Raw genomic sequence first — 21,310 nt, forward strand, 5'->3', positions numbered from 1 at the left:
AGTGCGATAGGCAACTGCACTATCCTAGGAATTAGTGTGTCTCACTTAGGGGGGCATTCCATGGGTGTCACAGCAATATCGAGAGCCGCTCAATTGGGGCGCATAAGGTTAAACTGTAACCGAAAGCCCGCGCTTTCTATGGCGGCTCGCGCCTTCCCGAAGAAGAAGTCGGCCTTTTGGCTCAGCGGGAACTTCCCGACCAAGTTTATCACAATACCGCGCCCCTTGGCGTCGGGCACCTTTTTGAGCACTTCACCGCTTTCGATAAAGCGAAGATACGCGTTGAGCTTGTTCTGAAGAAGGACGAGATGGTCGCCTTCGTTGTCGTCCCACGGCAGATGATCGCTGATCGTGAGCCATAGCTCACCGGAAGCCTTGTCGATGGTCGCGACGTCAACTGTATCTGCCTGATCTACTGACATATTCAGGGCCCTCGAATAATTTGGACGGCTGTCGGAGGGAGCTGCGTTCCACCGGGGAAACCAGGTTTACCCACGCCGACGATTGTGCCCCCGGTCTGACCGATCTCCGGGAAAGCCAAGGAATTACGGTGACAGTGCACTAAATACATCATCCGTCTTCCTCCACGGATGTCTTGGGCCCGCGCTTGGCCGGCTTGAGGACGCGCCCGGTCTGGCGCTCGATGCGGGCGAGAAAGCGGCTATCTCCGAGCGGCCGGCCGATGCTCTCGGCCGAACGCAGCGCGCTGAACAGATCGGCTTCCGGTTCGGTTGCCAGCAAATCCGCGAACTCCGGAAAGCGATCGCGGATCGGCGCGAGCGCAGTCAGGCCGTCGTCCCTTCCGCGCAAATGCGCGCGCGTGCTCGACCAGCGCCAGTCCTGTGCCCGCTGCACCAAGCGCGCCCGCACCGGGTTGAGCGACACGTAGCGCAGCGCCGCCGCAAGATGCTGTTCGTCCATGGCGACGGCACCGAAGCGGCCTTGCCAGAAATGTCCGGTGCGCTTGCGTCGCCCCTGGATGGTCCCGGCATAGCTGCGGTGCACGCGCGCAAGCGCGCGGCGCAGCCCGTCGGGATCGGACGGCACCAGGATGAGGTGCACGTGGTTGGGCAGCCCACACCTCGACGCAGGCGGCCTTGCAGTTCGCAGCAAGCAGGTCGCGATACAGCGCATAGTCGCCGTCCTCGAAGAACGTGCGAGCGCGGCCGTTGCCGCGCTGGGTGACATGGTGGGGATGACCGGGGATGACAACGCGAGCAAGACGAGCCATGCCACAGCATGACGGCTGAAACCGGCGGCATCAATTTAGTGCACTGTCACTGTAATTTTCCAGCAGGGAGTTATTGAACTCAAGCTCGGTGATGAGCGCACCGGGACGGACCTATTCAATACCGTCCACGATCAGCTCCTGACCAAATACATGGCGGCAGATGAATGCCGTGCGGGCTGTCTACTCGTGACCATCGCAAGACATCGTCAGTGGGAACATCCAAAGACATGAGAGCGTCTAAGCTTCGAGCAGTTGATCGCCGTTCTTAACGACGAGGCTGAGCGGCTGGCAAATGGCCTCGGCGGCACCGTAAGGCTGATGGCGAGAGGGTTGGATCTCAGACCCAGGCTTTCGAAGGAGAAGGACACCCGATCAGGGGATCGGTAAGGGATGCCGGGCGATGCGGACTTGTGTGAGAGGCGGCGAAACACCATGTGTCAACGTTCGAAGTCCTTGGAGTTTGTGCCCATGAGTACCCGTCAACAAGTCACCTCCACCGAATTGAAGCAGATCATCCAGCAACGGCTTGGTTTTGCTGTTTTCGTCACGATCCATCGGAATGCGCAGCTTGGCTTCACAGCCACAGTAATCGCCCCGATAAAGGCAGTCGCCGTGCAGCAAGCGATCGATGCGATCGTGCAAGATCTGCGGCTTGCCTACGAACTCGTCGATCTGAAGGCTCATTCTTCAGCCTCCGATCGGTGACTGGCAATCAGCTACCTCAATAGCACCAACACCCAGATCAGTACGGCCAGCACGAACGGCGCCGCAGCAGCAGAGTTACGGTGGCTGTCACAGAAATTGGTCATTGAAGTTGCTCCATCGGGCTACAGGCATCAAAAGAAAAAGGCCCGATCGCCAATGGCGAGCGGGCCTTTTCTGTTGCTGGATCGACTACCCCGCTCAGGCCGCCTTGGACACCAGCGCCTCGCTCTCCACGAGCTCCGTCCCGATCAAATAGTCGCGGCAGCCGCGCAAGGAGCGCAGCGCGCGGTTGAAGTCGATGCCGGTCGAGACCAGCGCATGCAGCGTCGTCGGGTTGCGCACGATGCCGCGCAGCACGGCGGCCAGATCGATCTGGCCGTTCGGCTTGATCGCGGCGCGGGCGAGCGCCGGCAGCGCGCGATGGGCGGGATCGCTGATGACGCGCACCGCGGCAAAGGGCAGCCCGGCCTCGGCGGCATAGGCGGCCGCGATGTGGCTCTCCATGTCGACGGCGGAGGCTCCGGTCTCCGAGTGCAGCGCCGCCTTGCAGGACCGCCCGGTGACCACTTCCTCGGCGCCGGCAAGGCTGCCGCGAACGACACGGCGGCGCCCCGACGTCAGGCGGTCGATCAGGTCGTCGCCGAGCGACAGCCCGGCGGCCCAGCGGGTATCGCCCGAGAGCACCTCGGTCGCCAGCACGACGTCGCCGGAGCGCAGCGTCGGGTCGAGCCCGCCGGCCACGCCGAACGAGATCACGCCGCGAATCGTTTCAGGGTCCACCACGGTCAGAAGCGCCCGCAACTGGGTCGGGCTGCTGGACGAGCAGATGACCGCCATTCCGGGCCCGGCCGCGATGCGGGCCTCCTGAACCAGACCGGTCACAATGAGTATTGGCCGCGGATCAATGGCATTGCCCGCGGTAAGATAGTCCCCCGTCCCCAAAGTCACATTCCGACCCCTACCACCCTGCTGTTGGTGTTCCGCAAGTTCCGATACCGCGCCAGCGCCCACAGCGGGAAGAACTTTGGGTAACCATGATACCGTAGATAGAATACACGGGGAAAGCCTGTGGCGGTGTACCGCTGCTCGTCCCACAGTCCTTTTTCGTTCTGTGTTGCAATCAGGTACTCCACCCCGCGGGCGACGGCCGGGTGATCAACCTCGCCTGCCGCCATCAGGGCAAGCAAGGCCCATGCCGTTTGCGAGGCGGTCGAGGGGGCGGGTTCCCAGCCCTTGTAGTCCAGCCGGTAGCTGACGGCGTCCTCGCCCCAGCCGCCGTCCTTGTTCTGGATCGAGGCCAGCCAGGCGGCGGCCTTCCGGATCATCGGGTCGTCGTGGCTGACGCCGGCCATGTTCAGGGCGCAGAGCACCGACCAGGTTCCATAGATGAAGTTCATGCCCCAGCGGCCGTACCAGGACCCTTCCGGGTGCTGGGTCTTCCGGAGGTAGGCAACGCCATCGGCCACATGCTTGCTGGTCTTGGCGGTCTCGCCGAGCTGGGCCAGCATCGAGATGCAGCGCGCGGTGACGTCCTCGGTCGGCGGATCGAGCAGCGCGCCGTGGTCCGAGAACGGGATGTTGTTCAGGTAATATTCGAGATTGTTGACGTCGAAGGCGGCCCAGCCGCCGTCGTCGCTCTGCATGCCCTCGATCCACTCCCGGCCGCGGTCGATCGCAACGTCATAGCCGGTGACGCCGTGCTCCCGGCGCATCCGGTCCATCGACATCACCACGACCGCGGTGTCGTCGAGATCGGGATAATGGGCATTGTTGTACTGGAAGGCCCAGCCGCCGGGGCGCACGTCGGGCCGCTTCACCGCCCAGTCGCCCTTCACGCTGAGCTCCTGCTTCGGGATCAGCCAGTCGAGGCCCTGCTTGGCCGCAGGCACGGCCTTGTCGCCGCCGGCTTCCAGCAGTGCGTGGGCGGTCAGCGTCGTATCCCACACCGGCGAGACGCAGGGCTGGCAGTACGCCTCGTCATCGCCAATCACGAGCAGCTTGTCGATGCCCCGGCGCGTAATCGCGCGCGGCGGAAAGCTCTCGTCCTTGCCGAGCGCGTCGTACATCATGACGATGTTGGCCATCGGCGGATAGATCGCGCCCATGCCGTCCTCGCCGTTGAGCCGCTCCTCGGTGAAGGCGAGCGCGGCATCGATGGCGCGCTTGCGCAGGCTCTTCGGAAACAGCGGCTCGATGACGCGCAGGATCGCATCGAGCGAACGGAATAGCAGGAACCAGGCCATGCTCTGGTGCGGCGCCTTCGCGGTCATGCCGATCGAGCGCGGATCCTGGAGAAACAGCTCGTCGATGCCGACGCCCTTCGGATTCTTCGCGCGCGGCTTGAGCGCGGCGATGACCATCAGCGGCACCATGGTGGTGCGCGCCCAGTAGGAGATCTTGTTGATGTGGAACGGCGACCAGAACGGCAGCAGCACGATCTCGATCGGCAGCACCGGCACCGCGCGCCAGGTCACGACGCCGAACATCGCGAGCATGAAGCGCGTGAAGACGTTGCTGTGAACGGCGCCGCCGCGGGCGTGGATCGCCTCGCGCGCGCGCACCATGTGCGGCGCGTCGATGGAATCCCCGATCATCTTCAGCGCGAAGTACGCCTTCACGCTGGCGCTCATGTCGAACTCGCCGTCATGCACCAGCGGCCAGCCGCCATGGGCGCCCTGCACGCGGCGGAGATAGTTGCCGATCTTGGCTTCGAGCACGGTGTCGACCGGCTCGGCGAGATAATGGCGCAAGAGAATGTATTCGGCCGGAATCGTGCAGTCGGCCTCGAGCTCGAACACCCAATGGCCGTCGGATTGCTGCAAGCCGAGGACGCCTTGCGTCGCTGACGCAATGCTCGATTCCAAGATCTCCGCTTCCAAGATCCTCGATTCCTGGGCTTCGCGGGCGGTCGCGTTCACGGAATCCATCTCGCTCGATTACTCCGATGGTTGATTTGAATTGACCGGGACAAATTCCCGTCAGGGCCGCCGCGCGGCCAGCACCAGATCGGCTGCGCGATCACCGGACCGGACCGATCCCTCGATGGTTGCAGGCAATCCCGTAGCAGTCCAGTCGCCGGCGAGGAACAGGTTTTTCAGCGCCGTGACCGGCCCCGGACGCAGGGCATTCTGCGCCGGCGTGGCGGCAAAGGTGGCGCGGCGTTCGCGCACGATCTGCCAGGGAGGCAGCTCGCCGGAGACGCCCCCTGCTTCGCAGACGTCGTTCCAGATCGCCTGCGCGAGCTCCTCGCGCGGCATGTCGACGAGACGGTCGCCATTGCTGATGGTCACCGAGAGCCGGTTCGGGAACGCGAACAGCCATTCCACGACGCCGCCGATCACGCCCAGGATCGGCGGCGAACCCGGCGGCGGATCAATACGGAAATGCGCATTCACGATGGCGCGGAATTCGGTCGGCGTCTTCAGGCCCGGCAGCAGGCTTGAGGCGGCACGCGGCGGCACCGCCATCACGACGACGTCGCCCTCGGCGAGCTGGATCACATCCTCGCCGCCGAAATTCAGCGCGCCGGCCTTGCCGTCACTGGTCACGAACGAGCGCAGCTCATGGCCGAGCTGAACCGAGTGGCCACGCTCCTGCAAGAATTTTACGGCGGGCTCGATCAGCACCGCGCTGAGGCCGTCGCGCGCGATCAGTGGACGGCAGGCCTGTCCGCCGGCAAGCAGCGTCTCGCGCACAATCGCGCCGGCGAGCCCGGCCGAACCCTCGGGCGGATCGACGTTGAGGGCGGCGAGCAGCAGCGGCTGCACCAGGCGCTGATAGAGCACGCCTTCGGTAGGAATGGACTTGCCGACCAGCGTCGCCTCCGACGCCCAGATCAGCGGCGCCAGCTTGAGATAGTCGGTGAGGCCCGTGTCGGGAACGCGGCGGCTTTCGTCGAGCACCCAGGTCGGCAGCCGGCCGGCGCCGAGATCGATCTGCCAGCGCTGCCCGGTCTTGATATCGACGAAGGGAAACTGCGCGCTGTCAGGGCCGACGAGGCCCGCCTCGGTCCCGATCGCGCGCGCATAGGCGCGCGCATGGCTGTTGCCCGACAGCAGCAGATGATTGCCGTTGTCGATGGTGAGGTTGGTGGCGCCGTCGAAATAGGAACGGCAGCGGCCGCCGGCCTGGTGCGTCGCCTCGTGTACGGCGACCTTGAAGCCGGCATTGGCGAGCCGCACGGCGGCGGAGAGGCCGGAAATTCCAGCGCCGATGATGTGAGCTGTGTTTTGCATCAGATGAAAGCGTAACGGAGCAGGATCAGGATGCGTGTGATCTTCGACACACGCACCGGCTCGCGCGGCGCGTTGAAGCCGCGCGCGATCAGGAGGTCCAGAATGGCATGATAGTATTTCGACATGATCCGCGGCGCACGCACGGCGCGGCGCTTGTTGCGGTTCATGATCTCGTCCGACTTCTCGAAATGCATCTTCGCACGCTGCGTCAGCGGCAGGCAGACCTTTGGCAGCGCCCGCTCGCCGATGACGCGGTTCGGATCATTGGAGGTGATGCCGGCATGCAGCAGCGCTTCGCGCGGCAGATAGAGCCGGCCGAGGCCCGCGTCCTCGTCGATGTCGCGCAGGATGTTGGTGAGCTGGAGCGCGCGGCCGAGATGATGGGCGAGCAGGATGCCGTCCTCTTCCGGCATGCCGAACACCCGTACCGACAGCCGTCCCACGGCGCTCGCGACCCGATCGCAATAGAGATCGAGCGTCGCCATGTCGGGTGCGCGGATGTCCTGCGGCACGTCCATCTCCATGCCGTCGACGATGGCCAGGAAATCTTCGCGCTTGAGCCCGAAGGTCTTCACCGAGGTGACGTAGTCCTTCAGCCGCGGCGGCGGATTGCCCTGATAGAGCGCGTCGATGTCGTTGCGCCACTCCTGAAGCGCGGCGAGCCGCTCCTCGCGCGGACCGTCGGAATCGGCGATGTCGTCGACCTGCCGGCAGAAGCTGTAGATCTGGAACATCGCTTCGCGCTGGTCATGCGGCAGGATGCGCATCGCGGCGTAGAACGAGCTGCCGGATGCGGCCGAGCCATAACTGGCGCCGGGCGAGGTCGCCTCAAGCGTCATGTGCAGTCCCCGGTCTGGAAATGGCCCTGCGTCCGATCGCGCGGCGGCCGACTTCGCCGATCATGCCGGCGAGGCTGAAGGTGAGGAGCTCGAACTTGTTCAGGTGCACGCGCTCGCGCAGGGGATCGCGTACCTTGAGCAGGCGCACGATGCGGTCGGCATAGGCCTGGATCACCGAGATATCGACACCGAGGCGGAAATCCCTCACCTCCGCGCTCAGCGACTTGCTCTCGCCCAGCAGCGCCTCGTTGCGCACGGCGAGCGCCTGCAGGCAGGCCAGCATCGCCGGCGGCGACTGGGCGAGGCCGAGCTGCTCGACGGAGGCGCCGCTCGCGGCCAGCGCATCGCGCGGCAGGTAGACGCGGTTGAGCTCGCGAAAATCCTTGCCGCAATCCTGGAGGTGATTGTTGATCTGGAGCGCCGCGCAAAGCGCGTCCGATGCAGCCCAGGTCGAGGTGCTCTCGCCATGGACGTCGAGCATGAAACGGCCGACCGGCATCGCCGAGTAGCGGCAATAGTGGATCACCTCGTCCCAATTCTCGTAGCGCAGCTTGGTCACGTCCATGCGGAAGGCGATGAGCACGTCGAGCGCATGGCGCGGCGCCATGCCACGCTCGGCCAGCGCGCGCCGCAAGCTGACGGCTTCGGCCTGGGTGTCGCCCTTGCCGAGCAATTCCGCCTCGAGCAGATCGAGATAGGCGAGCTTCTGGTCGGGTGGCAGCGTCGCGTGGTCGGCGATGTCGTCGGCGGTGCGGACGAAATTGTAATACGCCAGGATCAGCGCGCGATGACGCGGATGAATGATCCAGGACGCGACGGGAAAATTCTCGTCGCGGTCACCCTTGCCGGATCGCAATTCGCTCGCAGAGGTCATCGAGGGCTGGTTTACAATCGTTTGGACAGGAAGGGCTTTTTTCGCTCGCGCGGGCCCATGCCGGCGATGCCGCCGCGGCCCCCATATAGGGGAATACGGCCGCAAAACCAATCCTGTCTCTCGATGGCTGCCCGTCGCGGATCGGCCCCGAAAAGGCGGCCCCGGGGGCCACCCTTGTGGGCCAGTGGCCGAGCTTACTGGTTGTGGTTCTTCAGGACCTGGTCGCAGGCCTGCGAGATCTTGGCCCGGTTCTCCTTCAGGCAGGCCAGGATGGTGAAATCGCCCTGGTCGATGACCGGACGGCAGAACTTCTGCACATCGCGCGTGCAGGCCTTCTGCTCGCTGTCCGTGCCGCGCCCCGCCTGGGCAAAGGCCGCCGTCGAAAGGGATGCCGACAGCAGGGTGAGAGCGACGAGAAGCTTACGCATTGTATTCCTTCATTCTGACGGCAGAATCGCACCGATCCCGGACAGCACAGGGCGGACGACCGGAACGGAGTGTTCTGATGGCAAGTCGCCGCGGAACGTGCGGCCTCGGAGAAGGCACAAGCACTGGCAAATGCGGCCAAATTGGCGCCACACTCACCAAATCAGGTCTTCCCTGCGCCTTCATTGGCAGATGTAAGAGGTTGATACTACGTCATAATTCAGGTAGCCCGCATTTTACTGCACGCCTGTTGCAGAGCTGCATCTCTCTGTCCCTCCGTTTCGGCCAGAAACACGCCGAAACACGGGAAATCGCAGCCGCCGGGCATGGCGCAAGGGCTTCGTGAACCACCGTCTCTGGCGGCCAGGCTTTGAACCTGACACAGGCTCGGAACACTAAACCTTCGATGTGGCGAGACGTTCTGATCTTGAGCGGACGTCGTTCCAAAACGGGATATTTGTGATGAAATTCTTTGGGCGATCTGGACTGGCAATCAAGGCGGCCGGCATTGGGGCGGCGCTGCTCTTCTCGGTTTCGGCAAGCCACGCACAGTCGTCCGGACCGTTTGCCGGTTTTGACGGCGCCTGGACCGGCACCGGCACGGTGTCGCTGTCCGACGGCTCCACCGAGCGCATCCGCTGCAAGGCGGACTACAAGGTCGCCGGCAGCGGTCTCAACCTGAAGCAGGCTCTGCACTGCGCGTCCGACAGCTACAAGTTCGACCTCACCAGCGACGTGACGAGCCAGGGCGACCGCATCTCCGGCAACTGGAGCGAGGCCAGCCGCAACATCTTCGGCAATCTCCAGGGCACCGCCGGCGGCGGCCAGATCGAGGTGTTCGTCGAGGCCAACGGCTTCGCCGCCAACCTGTCGCTGCGCACCAACGGCACCAAGCAGACGGTGCAGATCAGCTCCAAGGGCGAGATCCGCGGCGTCAACATCACGATGACGAAGGGCTGACGTCCGTCCCGCGTCGAGAGGAACACGCCCCCGGTTCTCGCGAGCCGGGGGCTTTTTGCTGACATGGACCCTATTCGCAGAAACCTGCTCAAGGCCGCCGGACTGTTCGCCGCCAGTCGCGCATGGGCCAATGATCAACCGTCAAGCCAGCGAGGGACGGACATGCAGCCTTCATCCGTGAAGCCGCGTCACGTGCTCTGCTTCCTCGGCAAGGACGAAAGCCTGCTGAACCCGCCGGAGGCCGCGGCCAGGACGATCGCGGATTTCGGCTTCGAGATCGACCGCACCTATTCGCAGGCCAAACCCGATCCGCATATGGAGCGCTCGTTTGGCGTGTGCTGGGACCGCGTCTTCCCGAAAGCCTGGTCCGCCACCGACGAAGCCGCCGTGGCCAACCACAAATCAGTGCTCTATGTACTGAGCCCGCCGATGGAGCAGCAGAAGACGGTCGCCTATTCGGCGGCCGCCTTGCGCATCGTCGAGGAGATGATCGAGGCCGGCGCCACCGCCGTGAAGGGCGAAAGCGCGGGTATTGCCCACGGCCTCGATCGATGGCGGCAACTGGCCGGTCAGGCGCGCAAGGGCGCGAGCACCTCGCAGGGTCTTGCCGTGACCCTCGCTGTCGCCAAAGCATGTCGTCTCGCCTTCGCCAAGCGCCCACTCGGCGGTGATCGCTACAACGAAACCGTCGGCTATCACCTCGTCGGCCTGCCGGAGATCTATGTCGCGAAATCGCGCGGCAACGAATGGGCCGCGGTCATGCTGATGGAGGAGCTCGCCAACGCGATGGCCGAGCGCGGCATCGACGCGACGCTGCGCGACCGCAAGCTCACGCTAACGCGGGAGCAGGACTACGCCGAGGACGACTTCAAGTTCAACCCGTACGGAATCATACGCGTCGAAGCGTGAGCGTGGCGTGGCGCATCGCCGCCACCCCACGCTCAGATCGCGCGCTTATCCGCGCCCTGAAGCTTGGCGTGCAGGTTGATCAGCCACATCGCCGTCGGCCGCAGGATGAAGAGGTCGGCGACGAGGGCCATGACCATCGAGAAGGCGCTGAGCCAACCGAACAGCCGCAGTGACGGCAGGTCGGAGAACACGGTGACGACGAGGCCGCAGGCCAGCACCACCGTGGTCAGGATCAGTGCCGGTCCGACCAGAACGGTCGCCCGCTCCACCGCGAGCGCCGAGCCGACGCCCGGCTTGCTCTCCAGCCTGAGGCGGTTGAGGAAGTGGATGGTCGCACTCAGCCCCAAGCCGAACGAGACGGTGAGCGCGACGACGCTGGCGAATTGCAGCCCCTCGCCCATCGCCCACAGCACCGTTCCCGACATCACGACGGGGAAGATGCCCGGCAGGACGCAGGCGAACATCACCACCCAGGAGCGGAAGGCGAGGCCGATGAAGATCGCGACCAGCGCGAATTCGACGGTGAGCCCGCGGTTCAGCTTCTCGATCATGCTGGCCGAATTGCGCGCCGCGATGGCGGCAAGGCCCGTCACCGCGACCTCGTAGCCGGGATGCTTCTTGCGGACGGCGTCGAGCTCGGTGTCGAGCTTGTCGACGATCGGCAGGAGCTGGCTGGAATCCTTGTCCGGCACGCGGCCTGCGACGACGACCGCATCCTGCTCGGCGTCGATGAACCGCCGCACCAGATGCTCGGGAATCACGCTGACATATTCCTTCAGCGTCGCGACGTCGGCGCTGCCGGCCTTTGCCGCAAGCCAGCGGCGCAGGGTCTCGACCGACCAGACGTTGCCGACACCGGCCGCCTTCTCCACGGTCGCATGCACGTCGGCGATCGTCTGCAGCGTCTCCGGCGAATAGAGCGATTCACCCTTGGGGAACTGGATCAGCACGTTGACCGGATTGGCGCCGGTGAGCTTGGCATCGAGCCGGTCGCTGGCGGCGACCGCCTGGCGCTTGTCCGGCACCTGATCGGCAAGCCGGTAGCGCGGCTCCAGATTGGCGTAGATGACGCCGAGGCCGCCGACGAACAGCACCGCGATCAGGCTGAACAGGCCGGGCCGGCCGACCATGCGCACCGCGATCCAGTAGCAGAAATTGCGCAGCGCCTGGACGCCGGCATCCGCGCTCTGGAACTTGACCGCGAAGACCTTCTCGTTGCGCACGAACAGCACGCCGAACACCGGCACCAGCGACAGCACCGCGACCAGCGCGATGATGGTGGCGGCGAGCCCTGCCTCGCCGAATTTGCGGATCAGGTCGGAGCTGGAGAACTGGAGCGCGATGAAGGAAATGCCGGCAGTGCCGTGCGTCAGCACGCAGGCCGGCCCCACCACCAGCACCGCGTTCTTGAACGCGGTGAACTTGTCCTGGCCTGCGATCAACCGGTCGCGCGCGGCGAAGGTCAGCTGCATCGAGTCCGAGAAGCTGATGACCATGATGAGCGGCGTCATCACGTTCAGGAACATGTTGAGATTGAAATTGGCCCAGCCGAGCGCGCCGAGCGCCAGCAGGATCGCGATCATCGGCGGGAACGCCGCCGCGATCATGAACGAGATCTTGCGGAAGAAGATGATGGCGATGACGCAGCCGGCGAGAATGCCGAGGATGTTGTAGGTCAGCCCGTCGCGCTCGACCGCGTTGCGGATCTCGAGCTGCATCACCGGCACGCCGGAGAGCTGCACGTTGAGCCCGGTGTCGCCGAGATCCTCCTTCATCAGCGCGCGGATGTCGGCGACGGTCTTGGTCAGCTTGCTGGAGGCGACCACCTCCGGATCGAGCGACAGCACGACCAGGGCCAGCGTGCCGTCCTCCGACAACAGCTTGCCGCGGATGATCTCGTTGTTCTTGACGGTCTCGATGAACTTGTCATAGGCCGCGCCCTCGGGCAGCTCGGGCGGGAACAGCGCCGCCGGCAGCTTGCCCGGCGCCGGCGCCTGGCGCGCCGAGAACAGCGAGACCAGCCCTCGCGTGCCTTCGACCAGCTGCATGTCGGTGATGAAGTCGCGCAGCTTCTCGAGGTTGTTCCGTGCCAGCAGGTTCTTGCCTTCGACCACGACGAGGACGTCGAACTCCTCGGCCGGAAACTTCTTCGTCACCTCTTCGTACTGGTGGAATTCGCGGGTGTCGGAACGGAACAGCTGCGACAGCGAATCGTCGATCTTGATCCGGTGGATGCCGAACACGGCGCCGACGATCAGGATGAGGAGGACGATGCAGGAGACGATCGGCGCCCGGACGGCGATCAGCCCGATGCGCTCCAGCCCGAAGGCGATGGAGGACGCAGGTCCCTGCTCGACCTTGTCGACATGAACCTCACTCTCGCTGTGCTTTTCGAGCATGCCTTATCCAGTTCCTAAATCGGCTCTAGCTGTGAGCTTATTGCGCTCCGCGAACGGCTTGAAAACGCCATACCAATGGGAGGCTTGCCCCTTGAAAATGCGCGGAAAATCGCCGCGAGGGGTTTAGCAGGTCCATAGCCTGTCTCGCAAGCAGGCGAAGTGTGGCCAAACCGATCAAGATGTGGCGATTTTGCCGGAATGCCCGTCATTCGGGCAAAGCCGTGCCAATTCGACGCGGTGAGCGGTCCGCGCTCTCGTCTTTCAGCGCGACGCCGGTGACCTCCCTTGCCAGCCCCTCGCGGACGAGCCAGGCGATCTTGGAGGCAGCCTCGTCATAGCTCAACCCAGCGTGGTGGATGTTCGACACGCAGTTGCGCTCGGCATCGGTGCGGCCCGGCTTCGGCGCGAAGGTCAGATAGGCACCGAGACTGTCGGGCGCGGACAGCCCGGGCCGCTCGCCGATCAGCGTCACGACCATGCGCGCGCCGAGAATGGCGCCGATCTCGTCGCCGAGCGCGACGCGCGCGCCTGAGGCGACGACGACATGGCCGAGCGCGACACCGTCGTCGGCTGCGAGCAGCGGCAGCAGGCGCGTCACCAGCGCCACCGCATGGGCGTGGACCGCCGCGGCCGACAGGCCGTCGCCGATCACGACGGCGAGCTGGCATGGCCCTGAGGCGATTCGCGCCAGAGCCTCGATCGAGCCGGCATCGAGCTGCCGTCCCAGATCCGGCCGCCGCAGATAGTCCCTGCGGTCGAGCGCCTGGCTCCTCGCCTCGGTGACCGCGAGACCGAGCGCGCCGAGATCTCCGACCAGAAGCGGCACATCGAAGACCGCGTGCACGGCATCGCGGGCACGGGCGTGGTCCAGTGTGAAATCGAGCAACGCCCGCGTCGGAACGCTCGCGCCGCTGCGGCCCAGCGCAACGCGCGCGGGCGTGAGCGACCGCAGATCGAGGGTCGGGCGGCGCGGGACGGCCGGATCAGACATGTTGCGTCATTCGGCGGGAACGGAAGCCTCGCGCAGCCGGATCGAGTAGTTCGAGGCGTTCTGCTTGCCGCTGGAGGCCGCGCGCGCAAAGGTGATGAGATGGTGTGCGATCAGGGTGCAGCCGATCAGCCCCTCGATGTCGCCGCGCTTGATGCGACCCAGCGCGAACTTCCAGAACACGCGCTTGTAGTCGCCGAGCACGCCGACCTTCCAGAAGATGTTGCGCAGCATGACGAGACCGCGCCTGATGTTGGGCCAGGTCTTCATCTCGTCCGGCACCGGCATCTTGAGGCGATGCACGTAAACGTGGTCGCATTGATACTGGAAGCGCGCGTAAACCTTCTCGGGCTCGTAAGCGACGCCCATGGCGTGCTTCCAGGACGCGACGACGTCGTCATAGGGCAGCAGGAAGTCGACGTTGGAATCGCGACCGTCGTCCTCGATCAGGCGCCCTTCCCGCTCCAGACGGTCCCACAACGGCGTCTTCGGCAGCGCCTGGAGCAGGTTGATCGTAAGCAGCGGAATCCGGGACTCCTCGACGAAGGCGAGCAGCGCCTCCGAGGTGTTCGGCTTGTCGGTGTCGAGCCCCATGATGATGCCGGACACCACCTCCATGCCGTAGGAGTTGATGGTTTGCACGCCTTCCAGGATCGGGACCATCATGTTGTGGTCCTTGTGCATCGCCTTCAGCGCATCGGGATCGGGCGTCTCGATGCCGCAGAAGATGGTGATGAAATAGGCCTCGCGCATCTTCTCGAGGATCTCGGGCCGCTTGGCGATGTTGAGCGTCGCCTCGCAGGCGAGCCGCACCACATAGCCGGTCTTCTTCTGCCATTCGATCAGATGCGGCAACAGGTCCATCGCCGCCTTGCGGTTGCCGATGAAATTGTCGTCGACGAAATAGACCGTGTCGGTCATGCCGCATTCGCGCAGACGGTCGAGCTCGGCGATGATCTGCTCCGGCGACTTGATACGCGGATTGCGGCCGTAGAGGCCGGGGATGTCGCAGAACTCGCACTGATAGGGACAGCCGCTGGAATACTGGATGCTGCCGAGGAAGTACTTCTTCACGTCGGCAAGCTCGTAGGCCGGGATCGGAAACTCCGTCATCGGCACCCGGTCCTTGGTGGTCAGCACCACCTGGGCCTCGGGGCGCGAGATGTCGCGCGACAGGATCTCGATCAGCTGGTTGGTGGCGTCGCCGAGCTCGCCGACATGCAGATAGTCGAACGACGGATAATAATCCGGACAGGCGCTGACGGAGGGCCCGCCGAGCGCAACCGGAAGATCGAATTCATGGGCGCGGCGGCAGATGTCGTTCATCTGCTGGCGCTGGATGTGCATGCCGCTGACGAAGACGGCTTCCGCCCAACCGAACTCCTCCTTCGTGGTGCGGCGCAGGTTCTCGTCGACGAATTTGACCTGCCAGTCCTTCGGCAGGTAGGCGGAGATCAGCAGCAATCCCTGCGGCGGCATGAAGGCGCTGACGCCGTCGGTCAGCGGATAGGAATGCTCGAACGTACCGAACGACGATGTGTAACGCGGAAACACGCAAAGAATCCGCCGCGACGTACCGTTGCTTTCAGCTCGCATCAAAGCTCCCCCGCCACGCTCGACCTGGTTGCGGAAATTGCCAGCCAGACACATAGCGTAATGCTGTCGCCGGAATTTCTCAATATTGTGGCGTGAGCTTAATTCCGAGAGCGGCCAATGGTTTCCCGGGGCGAGTTGGCGCCTCCCTCACCTCACGCGATCAGCCGGGAGGCAAAATCGGGTAGCAGGCCTGCATCGCCGGCAAGGCGGAAATCGGCGCCCACGATACCCGACTGCGCCAGCCAGTCGTCGAATTCCGGCGCACGGCGCAAACCGAAGACGTCGCGGACATAGAGCGCGTCGTGAAAAGACGTCGATTGGTAGTTCAGCATGACGTCATCGGCACCGGGGACGCCCATGATGAAGGTGACGCCAGCCGCAGCCAGCAGCGTCAGGAGATTGTCCATGTCGTCCTGGTCCGCCTCGGCGTGGTTGGTATAGCAGATGTCGATCCCGAGCGGCAGGCCGAGCAACTTGCCGCAAAAGTGGTCCTCCAGCCCCGCCCGGATGATTTCCTTGCCGTCGTAGAGATATTCCGGGCCGATGAAGCCGACCACGCTGTTGACCAGGAGCGGGGCATAGGCGCGCGCGACCGCATAGGCGCGTGCCTCGCAGGTCTGCTGGTCGACGCCGTGATGGGCATTGGCGGACAACGCGGAGCCCTGGCCGGTCTCGAAATACATCACGTTCTGCCCGACCGTGCCGCGCCGCTGCGCCAGCCCGGCCTCCTGCGCTTCCCGAAGCAAGGCGAGGTCGATGCCGAAGCTGCGGTTGGCGGCCTCGGTGCCGGCGACCGACTGGAAGACGAGGTCGACCGGCACGCCCTGCCCGATCAGCGACAGCGTCGTCGTGACATGGGTCAGCACGCAGCCTTGCGTCGGGATCTTCAGCCGCGCGATGATCTCGTCGAGCAGGCGCAGCAATTGGGCGATGACGGCCGGATCGTCGCTGGCGGGATTGATGCCGATGCAGGCATCGCCGGCTCCGAGCAGGATGCCGTCGAGGATCGAGGCGGTGATGCCCCTGGCATCGTCGAACGGATGGTTGGGCTGGAGCCGCGTGCTCATCCGCCCCTTCAGCCCGATCGTGTTGCGGAAGGCGGTGGTCACCTCGCATTTCCGCGCCGCCAGGATCAAGTCCTGGTTGCGCATCAGCTTCGAGACCGCGGCGGCCATTTCCGGCGTGATGCCGGCGGCGAGCTTGCGCAGGATCTCGGGCGTCGCTGCGTCCGACAGCAGCCAGTCGCGGAAGGCGCCAACCGTGAGCGAAGCCACCGGCGCAAAGGCCCTTGCGTCATGGCTGTCGATGACGAGGCGGGTGACCTCGTCGGTCTCGTAGGGGATGACGGCTTCCTGCAAGAACTGTCCGAGCGGGACATCCGCGAGCGCCATCCGCGCCGCGATCATCTGCTCGGCGCTGGCAGCGGCAATTCCGGCCAGCCGGTCGCCGGAGCGCGGCGGCGTCGCCTTGGCGAGCAGGTCGCGCAGATCCGGGAAGGCATAGGTCGTGGCGTCGATGGTATGGCGGTAGACCAAGGTCCCCTCCGGGGTTCGTCGGCCAACGGCCGACTCCAGACCGATCTCAAGGGCGGCCCGGCGTCAGGAATACGCGACTGGCGGCCGGCGCGCATGCCGATGTTTCGGGCATGTCGCGCGATCTCCGGGCCGATCTGCCGGAAACCGATAAGGCTACTCCAAATCACTGAGATATCTCACATTCCTTCAAGCCGGGGCAAGCGCTCCCGAGCCGCGCGTTAACGCCGCGTCCATCTTCGTTCCGCATAATTTTGCATAGATTCCACACGACCGCGCTCACCGGCCGCTTCAGGCCATTCGGGCCCCTGAAAACCATGACCATCGACCAATCTGGGAATGCCGCCGGCCTGGCCGGCCGCTTCACGCTTGCGACCAAGCTCTATGCGATCTTCGCGCTGTTCGCGCTACTCACGGCGGCGATCGCGATGCTGTCCGACTACAACAGCCGCCGCAACGCCGACCTGACCAGCGCGATCGAGACGGCGAACGCGGCCGCGCTGAACGTCGAGCGCGTCAACTCGCTGGTCTATGCGGTGGTGATGGAATCGCGCGGCGTCTACATGTCGACGGAGCCCGCCGTCGTGAAGAAATACGGCGAGGGGCTGCTCAAGTTCAACGCGCAGATCCTCGACGTCGTGAAGCGCTGGGAAACCATCGTCAGAGACGACGATGCCGAGCAGTTCGCCACCTTCAGGAAGCGCATCGAGCAGTTCGTCGAGTTCCGCAAGGAGCTGGTCCGCCGCGGCATAGAGATCAATGCGGCCGCGGGCCGCGAATGGGGCGACAACGACGCCAACCGCGCCGTGCGCTCGGCGCTGAACAAGGATCTCGAGGCGCTGTCCAAGGTCTATGCCGAGCGCGCCAGGCAGATCGCCCAGCAGACCGAGACCAACCGCACCCTGTCCTTCGTCCTGACCTGCCTTGCCGGCGTGGCGCTGGCGCTCGTCGTGATCGGCATCGTCATCATCGCCCGCTCGATCGCCCGGCCGCTCGCCTCGATCACCGCCACCATCAAGCAGGTCGCCGATGGCGCCGAGGACGTCGTGGTGCCGTACGGCCACCGCGCCGACGAGATCGGCGGGCTGGCCCGCGCGATCCAGATCTTCCAGGACGCGATGGGGCGCAACCGCAACCTCGCCTCGCAGGTCTCGCAGGATTCCGCCGCGCGCGAGCAGCGCGCCCGCCATATCGAGCAGTCCGTCGAGGCGTTTCGCGACGCGATCGGCGCGATCATGCGCGGCCTCAGCGACAATGCCTCGGTCATGCGCGAGACCGCGCAGACCATCACGCGCGTCACCGCGGATGCGAGCAACCGGGCGGGTATGGCGGCAAACGCCAGCGAGCAGGCCTCGCACAACGTCACGGCGGTCGCAGGCGCGGCCGAGGAGCTGTCGGCCTCCGTCGAAGAGATCGGCCGGCAGGTCCGGCAGAGCGCCGGCGCGGTCGAGCAGACCGGCCAGCGCACGGAGAAATCGATCTCCGAGATCGAGAGCCTCGCGGCCGCGACCCAGCGCATCGACGGCGTGCTCAACCTGATCCAGGCGATCGCCGAACAGACCAACCTGCTCGCGCTCAACGCCACCATCGAGGCCGCGCGCGCCGGCGATGCCGGCCGCGGCTTTGCCGTCGTCGCGCATGAAGTGAAAGCGCTCGCAGGCCAGACCGCCAAGGCGACCGCCGAGATCGGTGAGAACGTCTCCATGATCCAGGCCTCCACCCGCAACGCGGTCGACGCCGTGCGCGAGATCGGCGGCGCGGTGCGCGAGATCAACGAGGTCACCACGGCGATTGCCGGCGCCGTCGGCCAGCAGGACCAGGCCACGCGCGAGATCTCCTCCAACGCGCAATCGGCTGCCCAGGGCAACGAGACGCTGGTCGCCAACATCACCTCGCTGCGCGACGCCATCGGCGAGACCGATACGGCGGCATCCTCCGTGCTGACCGCGGCGAGCAGCCTGACTGCGACCGCGGAGACGCTGTCCCGCGAGGTGGAGAAGTTCTTCCAGAATTTGCGGTCGGATGCCCGCGCCGCCAAGGCGGGATAGCAGCGGGTTCGCCGCCGTGACGCCGGCGATGGGCACGCTCCAGACAAAAAACGCGAAAACAACCCCATGCACAGTAGCCGGCGCCAGCGATATCAACGGCTTGGCTGCCGGCGTGGCGATTGCTGATTTTACGAAGCCGATTTGACTCGTCGGGCAAAACACCGGCATGATGTCATCGTGGCGATGGCGCGCCGCTCGGGACCGGGTCGTCTTACCGGAGGGGTGTGCGTCTAGACTTTAGCGGCAAACGAACCCCGCCGGGACGAGGCTTACGCGCGCGTCGTCAAAGTCGAGAGCTGATCGGTGTCGTAGCGGTTTCGCAGATCGGCGAGCGCCTTTGGATCCGGTGCACCTTGCGCCGCGAGTTTCGCGAGCTCTTCGAAATAATGCTCGTGGCCGGGCGGAGAAACGGTCATCAGCACGCGAGCCGGCTTCGCACTGACATTCGTGATGTTGTGCGGCACTCCCGGCGGGATGAACAGATAGGTGCCGGGCGTTGCGCGGATCGTCCTGTCGCCGACATGCCATTCACACTCGCCCTCGAGCAGGTAGAAGGTCTCCTCCTGCACCCGGTGAACATGCCGCCCGGTGGCGAACCCCGCCGGGATCGTCCAGTCGAACATGCTCGTGTGCCTGGTATTTTCGCCGGTGACGAGGAACACCATGGGATGACCACGCAAGACGACCCCCTTCGTCTCATCGGGCATGCGAATGACGGCATCGGCGCTCATGTGATCCTCCATCGACCAAATGCTAATTCCTGCAAGCACTTGTCCAACATCGGCCGTCCGTGCCGGGATGTCGTGAATCCGTTCCCAAAAATCTGCTAAAAGCGTCGCATGACAGCCGGGGGCGACCTCTACCAGTTCGGCCCGTTCCGCCTCGACCCCGAGGCGGGCATTCTGTACCGAGGGGCCGAGCCGACCATGCTTGGGCAGCGCGCCGTCGCGCTGCTGCGCCGGCTGCTCGAAAACGCGGGCGTACCGGTGTCCAAGGACGCCCTGGTCGAGGCCGCCTGGGGCGGATTGGCGGTCGCCGATAACAATCTCACGGTTCAGATCGCAGCCTTGCGCCGGGTGCTGGCGGAGGCGGATGCCGAGAGCTGGATCGAAACGCTGCCGCGGCGCGGCTACCGGTATGTGGGACCGGCCGTCGTCACCAATGCGCCCGATGCATCGGCTGCCGCCCGCGCCGCGTCGGCACCGGCCTTGCCTGACAAACCGTCCGTCGCCGTTCTGCCGTTCTCGAACCTGAGCGGCGACCCGGAGCAGGAATACTTCGCCGATGGGATGGTCGACGACATCATCACCGGTCTCGCACGCATCAACTGGCTTTTCGTCATCGCGCGAAACTCGACCTTCACCTACAAGGGCCGCGCCGTGGACGTGAAGCAGGTCGGCCGCGAGCTTGGCGTGCGCTATGTGCTCGAAGGCAGCGTGCGCAAGGCCGGCGGTAGCGTGCGCGTGACCGGCCAAATGATCGACGCCTCGACTGGCGCCCACGTCTGGGCCGAGCGGTACGACCGCAGCTCCGACAACATTTTCGCAATTCAGGACGAGATCGCGCTCTCGGCGGTGGGCGCGATTGCGCCGAGCGTGCGGAAAGCCGAAATCGAACGTGTCAGGCGGAAACGACCTGACAGTCTCGATGCCTACGATCTCGTGCTGCGGGCCCAGCCTGACGTCGATTCAGGCATGCCGGAGCAAGTGACGAGAGCGCTTGCGTTTCTCGAGCGTGCCATCGCACTCGAGCCGGCCTATGCGCTGGCGCATGGCAATGCCGCGATGTGTCACCATTGCCTGTTCCTTCGCGCCGGCTTGCAGGAGGTCAACCGCGCCGCTTCGATCCGCCACGCCCGATCGGCCATTGTCCATGGACAGGACGATGCGCTCGCTCTGACATGGGCCGGATTTTCCATCGGCATGGATGCGCACGATCGCGCCGCCGCATTTGCCGCATTGGAAGCTGCCCTCGCCATCAGCCCGTCGTCGGCGCTGACCTACATTCTCGGCAGCGTTATCCTGGGATGGGGCGGCGAAGCGGAGCGCGCGATCGAATGGAGCGAGCAGGGTATACGGCTGAGCCCGTTCGATTCGTGGGCCTGGGCCGCGTTTGACGCGCAAGCAATGAGCCATTTGCTGCGCGGACGTTACGACGAAGCCTGTCGTGCGGCCTACAAATCCGTCCAAGCCAATCCGGCCCATAGCATCACTTATGTGCAATTGGCCGCCGCACTGGCCAAACTTGGCCGGCTGGACGAAGCAAGGGCGGCCGCCGCGCGTGGGCTCGAGCTTCAGCCGGCCTTTCGCTACAGCCGTCAGTTTGCTGGCGTAAACTGTGCGCCAGCGCTCGCGGAGGCTCTGGGCGGCGCACTGCGGGATGCCGGATTGCCGGAATAGCCCGGGATTCGACCAGCTTCTTGCCACGCGACGACATTGCCTGATCCGATTGAAAAGCGCTCGCCCCGGTTACGGGCACGATCGAGATAAGGGCTGACGCAGATCGGCTCGCCTTGAATCACAAGCGCCTGGCCAGCCACTACGCTTCCGCCGCGACTTGCCAATTGCT

General features: G+C 64.9%; 18 protein-coding genes. 5 read left to right on the top strand and 13 right to left on the bottom strand.

The features are described 5' to 3' along the window. Positions 1 to 89 precede the first annotated feature (89 nt). Together BM118_RS37795 and BM118_RS37800 are read right to left on the bottom strand one after the other, a co-directional pair. Positions 90 to 422: a DUF6572 domain-containing protein gene (locus BM118_RS37795; protein WP_092192791.1), complete on the bottom strand. Its 333-nt coding sequence runs from the start codon at positions 420 to 422 to the stop codon at positions 90 to 92. A gap of 148 nt (positions 423 to 570) precedes the next feature. Next, a complete protein-coding gene (locus BM118_RS37800; RefSeq protein WP_244550333.1) occupies positions 571 to 1,062 on the bottom strand; it encodes a transposase in 492 nt (163 codons plus the stop codon). A 637-nt stretch (positions 1,063 to 1,699) separates the two neighbouring features. Here BM118_RS37800 and BM118_RS37805 point away from each other — a divergent pair. Then, a complete protein-coding gene (locus tag BM118_RS37805) occupies positions 1,700 to 1,936 on the top strand; it encodes a hypothetical protein (protein WP_143099592.1) in 237 nt (78 codons plus the stop codon). Between the two features lie 198 nt (positions 1,937 to 2,134). On the opposite strand, the gene BM118_RS37810 is transcribed toward BM118_RS37805, so the two are convergent. The 6 genes from BM118_RS37810 to BM118_RS40975 all read right to left on the bottom strand — a co-directional run bounded on the left by BM118_RS37810 (position 2,135) and on the right by BM118_RS40975 (position 8,312). Next, a complete protein-coding gene (locus tag BM118_RS37810) occupies positions 2,135 to 2,884 on the bottom strand; it encodes a phosphorylase (RefSeq protein ID WP_177235046.1) in 750 nt (249 codons plus the stop codon). After that, the gene (gene shc, locus BM118_RS37815; protein ID WP_092192797.1) at positions 2,881 to 4,863 is read right to left on the bottom strand and encodes a squalene--hopene cyclase; all 1,983 of its coding nucleotides are present in this window, start codon (positions 4,861 to 4,863) and stop codon (positions 2,881 to 2,883) included. Before shc ends, BM118_RS37810 begins: the two co-directional genes overlap by 4 nt. 51 nt (positions 4,864 to 4,914) lie before the next feature. Further along, on the bottom strand, positions 4,915 to 6,171 hold the full coding sequence (gene hpnE / locus BM118_RS37820; RefSeq protein ID WP_092192799.1) for a hydroxysqualene dehydroxylase HpnE: 1,257 nt from the start codon (positions 6,169 to 6,171) through the stop codon (positions 4,915 to 4,917). Next, complete coding sequence (gene hpnD / locus BM118_RS37825) at positions 6,171 to 7,010, bottom strand: presqualene diphosphate synthase HpnD (protein ID WP_092192801.1); 840 nt, start codon at positions 7,008 to 7,010, stop codon at positions 6,171 to 6,173. The genes hpnE and hpnD overlap by 1 nt, the downstream gene beginning before the upstream one ends. Beyond that, on the bottom strand, positions 7,000 to 7,884 hold the full coding sequence (gene hpnC / locus BM118_RS37830; protein ID WP_092192803.1) for a squalene synthase HpnC: 885 nt from the start codon (positions 7,882 to 7,884) through the stop codon (positions 7,000 to 7,002). The genes hpnD and hpnC overlap by 11 nt, the downstream gene beginning before the upstream one ends. Before the next feature lie 194 nt (positions 7,885 to 8,078). After that, on the bottom strand, positions 8,079 to 8,312 hold the full coding sequence (locus BM118_RS40975; protein ID WP_008144014.1) for a hypothetical protein: 234 nt from the start codon (positions 8,310 to 8,312) through the stop codon (positions 8,079 to 8,081). Between the two features lie 460 nt (positions 8,313 to 8,772). Between BM118_RS40975 and BM118_RS37845 the strand changes: the two genes are divergently transcribed. Together BM118_RS37845 and BM118_RS37850 are read left to right on the top strand one after the other, a co-directional pair. Continuing rightward, positions 8,773 to 9,270 carry a hypothetical protein gene (locus tag BM118_RS37845; RefSeq protein ID WP_027544089.1) on the top strand — a complete coding sequence of 166 codons (498 nt, stop codon included), beginning with the start codon at positions 8,773 to 8,775 and terminating at the stop codon, positions 9,268 to 9,270. Positions 9,271 to 9,333: 63 nt separating this feature from the next. Next, positions 9,334 to 10,179, top strand: coding sequence for a hypothetical protein (locus BM118_RS37850; RefSeq protein ID WP_092192805.1), 846 nt, complete (start codon positions 9,334 to 9,336; stop codon positions 10,177 to 10,179). Positions 10,180 to 10,211: 32 nt separating this feature from the next. Here BM118_RS37850 and BM118_RS37855 read toward each other — a convergent pair whose 3' ends face one another. From BM118_RS37855 to BM118_RS37870, 4 genes are all read right to left on the bottom strand, one after another. Then, positions 10,212 to 12,578 carry an efflux RND transporter permease subunit gene (locus BM118_RS37855; RefSeq protein WP_092192807.1) on the bottom strand — a complete coding sequence of 789 codons (2,367 nt, stop codon included), beginning with the start codon at positions 12,576 to 12,578 and terminating at the stop codon, positions 10,212 to 10,214. A gap of 205 nt (positions 12,579 to 12,783) precedes the next feature. Continuing rightward, entirely contained in the window at positions 12,784 to 13,569 is a 786-nt protein-coding gene (gene eutC / locus BM118_RS37860; protein WP_092192809.1) for an ethanolamine ammonia-lyase subunit EutC, read from the bottom strand. Positions 13,570 to 13,575: 6 nt separating this feature from the next. Continuing rightward, positions 13,576 to 15,162 (bottom strand): B12-binding domain-containing radical SAM protein, encoded by a 1,587-nt coding sequence (locus BM118_RS37865; protein WP_177235047.1) that lies wholly within the window; start codon positions 15,160 to 15,162, stop codon positions 13,576 to 13,578. Between the two features lie 152 nt (positions 15,163 to 15,314). After that, complete coding sequence (locus tag BM118_RS37870; protein WP_092192813.1) at positions 15,315 to 16,697, bottom strand: ethanolamine ammonia-lyase subunit EutB; 1,383 nt, start codon at positions 16,695 to 16,697, stop codon at positions 15,315 to 15,317. A gap of 314 nt (positions 16,698 to 17,011) precedes the next feature. Between BM118_RS37870 and BM118_RS37875 the strand changes: the two genes are divergently transcribed. Next, entirely contained in the window at positions 17,012 to 18,742 is a 1,731-nt protein-coding gene (locus BM118_RS37875) for a methyl-accepting chemotaxis protein (RefSeq protein WP_092192815.1), read from the top strand. Between the two features lie 269 nt (positions 18,743 to 19,011). Here the strand turns inward: BM118_RS37875 and BM118_RS37880 are convergent, their stop codons facing one another. Next, complete coding sequence (locus BM118_RS37880) at positions 19,012 to 19,473, bottom strand: cupin domain-containing protein (protein ID WP_092192924.1); 462 nt, start codon at positions 19,471 to 19,473, stop codon at positions 19,012 to 19,014. A 108-nt stretch (positions 19,474 to 19,581) separates the two neighbouring features. On the opposite strand from BM118_RS37880, the gene BM118_RS37885 reads away from it, so the two are divergent. Further along, entirely contained in the window at positions 19,582 to 21,141 is a 1,560-nt protein-coding gene (locus BM118_RS37885) for a winged helix-turn-helix domain-containing tetratricopeptide repeat protein (RefSeq protein WP_092192817.1), read from the top strand. The last annotated feature ends 169 nt before the right edge of the window (positions 21,142 to 21,310 follow it).

Origin of the sequence: Bradyrhizobium sp. cf659 (assembly GCF_900113725.1) — a bacterium.
In the GTDB taxonomy this organism is placed as follows: domain Bacteria; phylum Pseudomonadota; class Alphaproteobacteria; order Rhizobiales; family Xanthobacteraceae; genus Bradyrhizobium.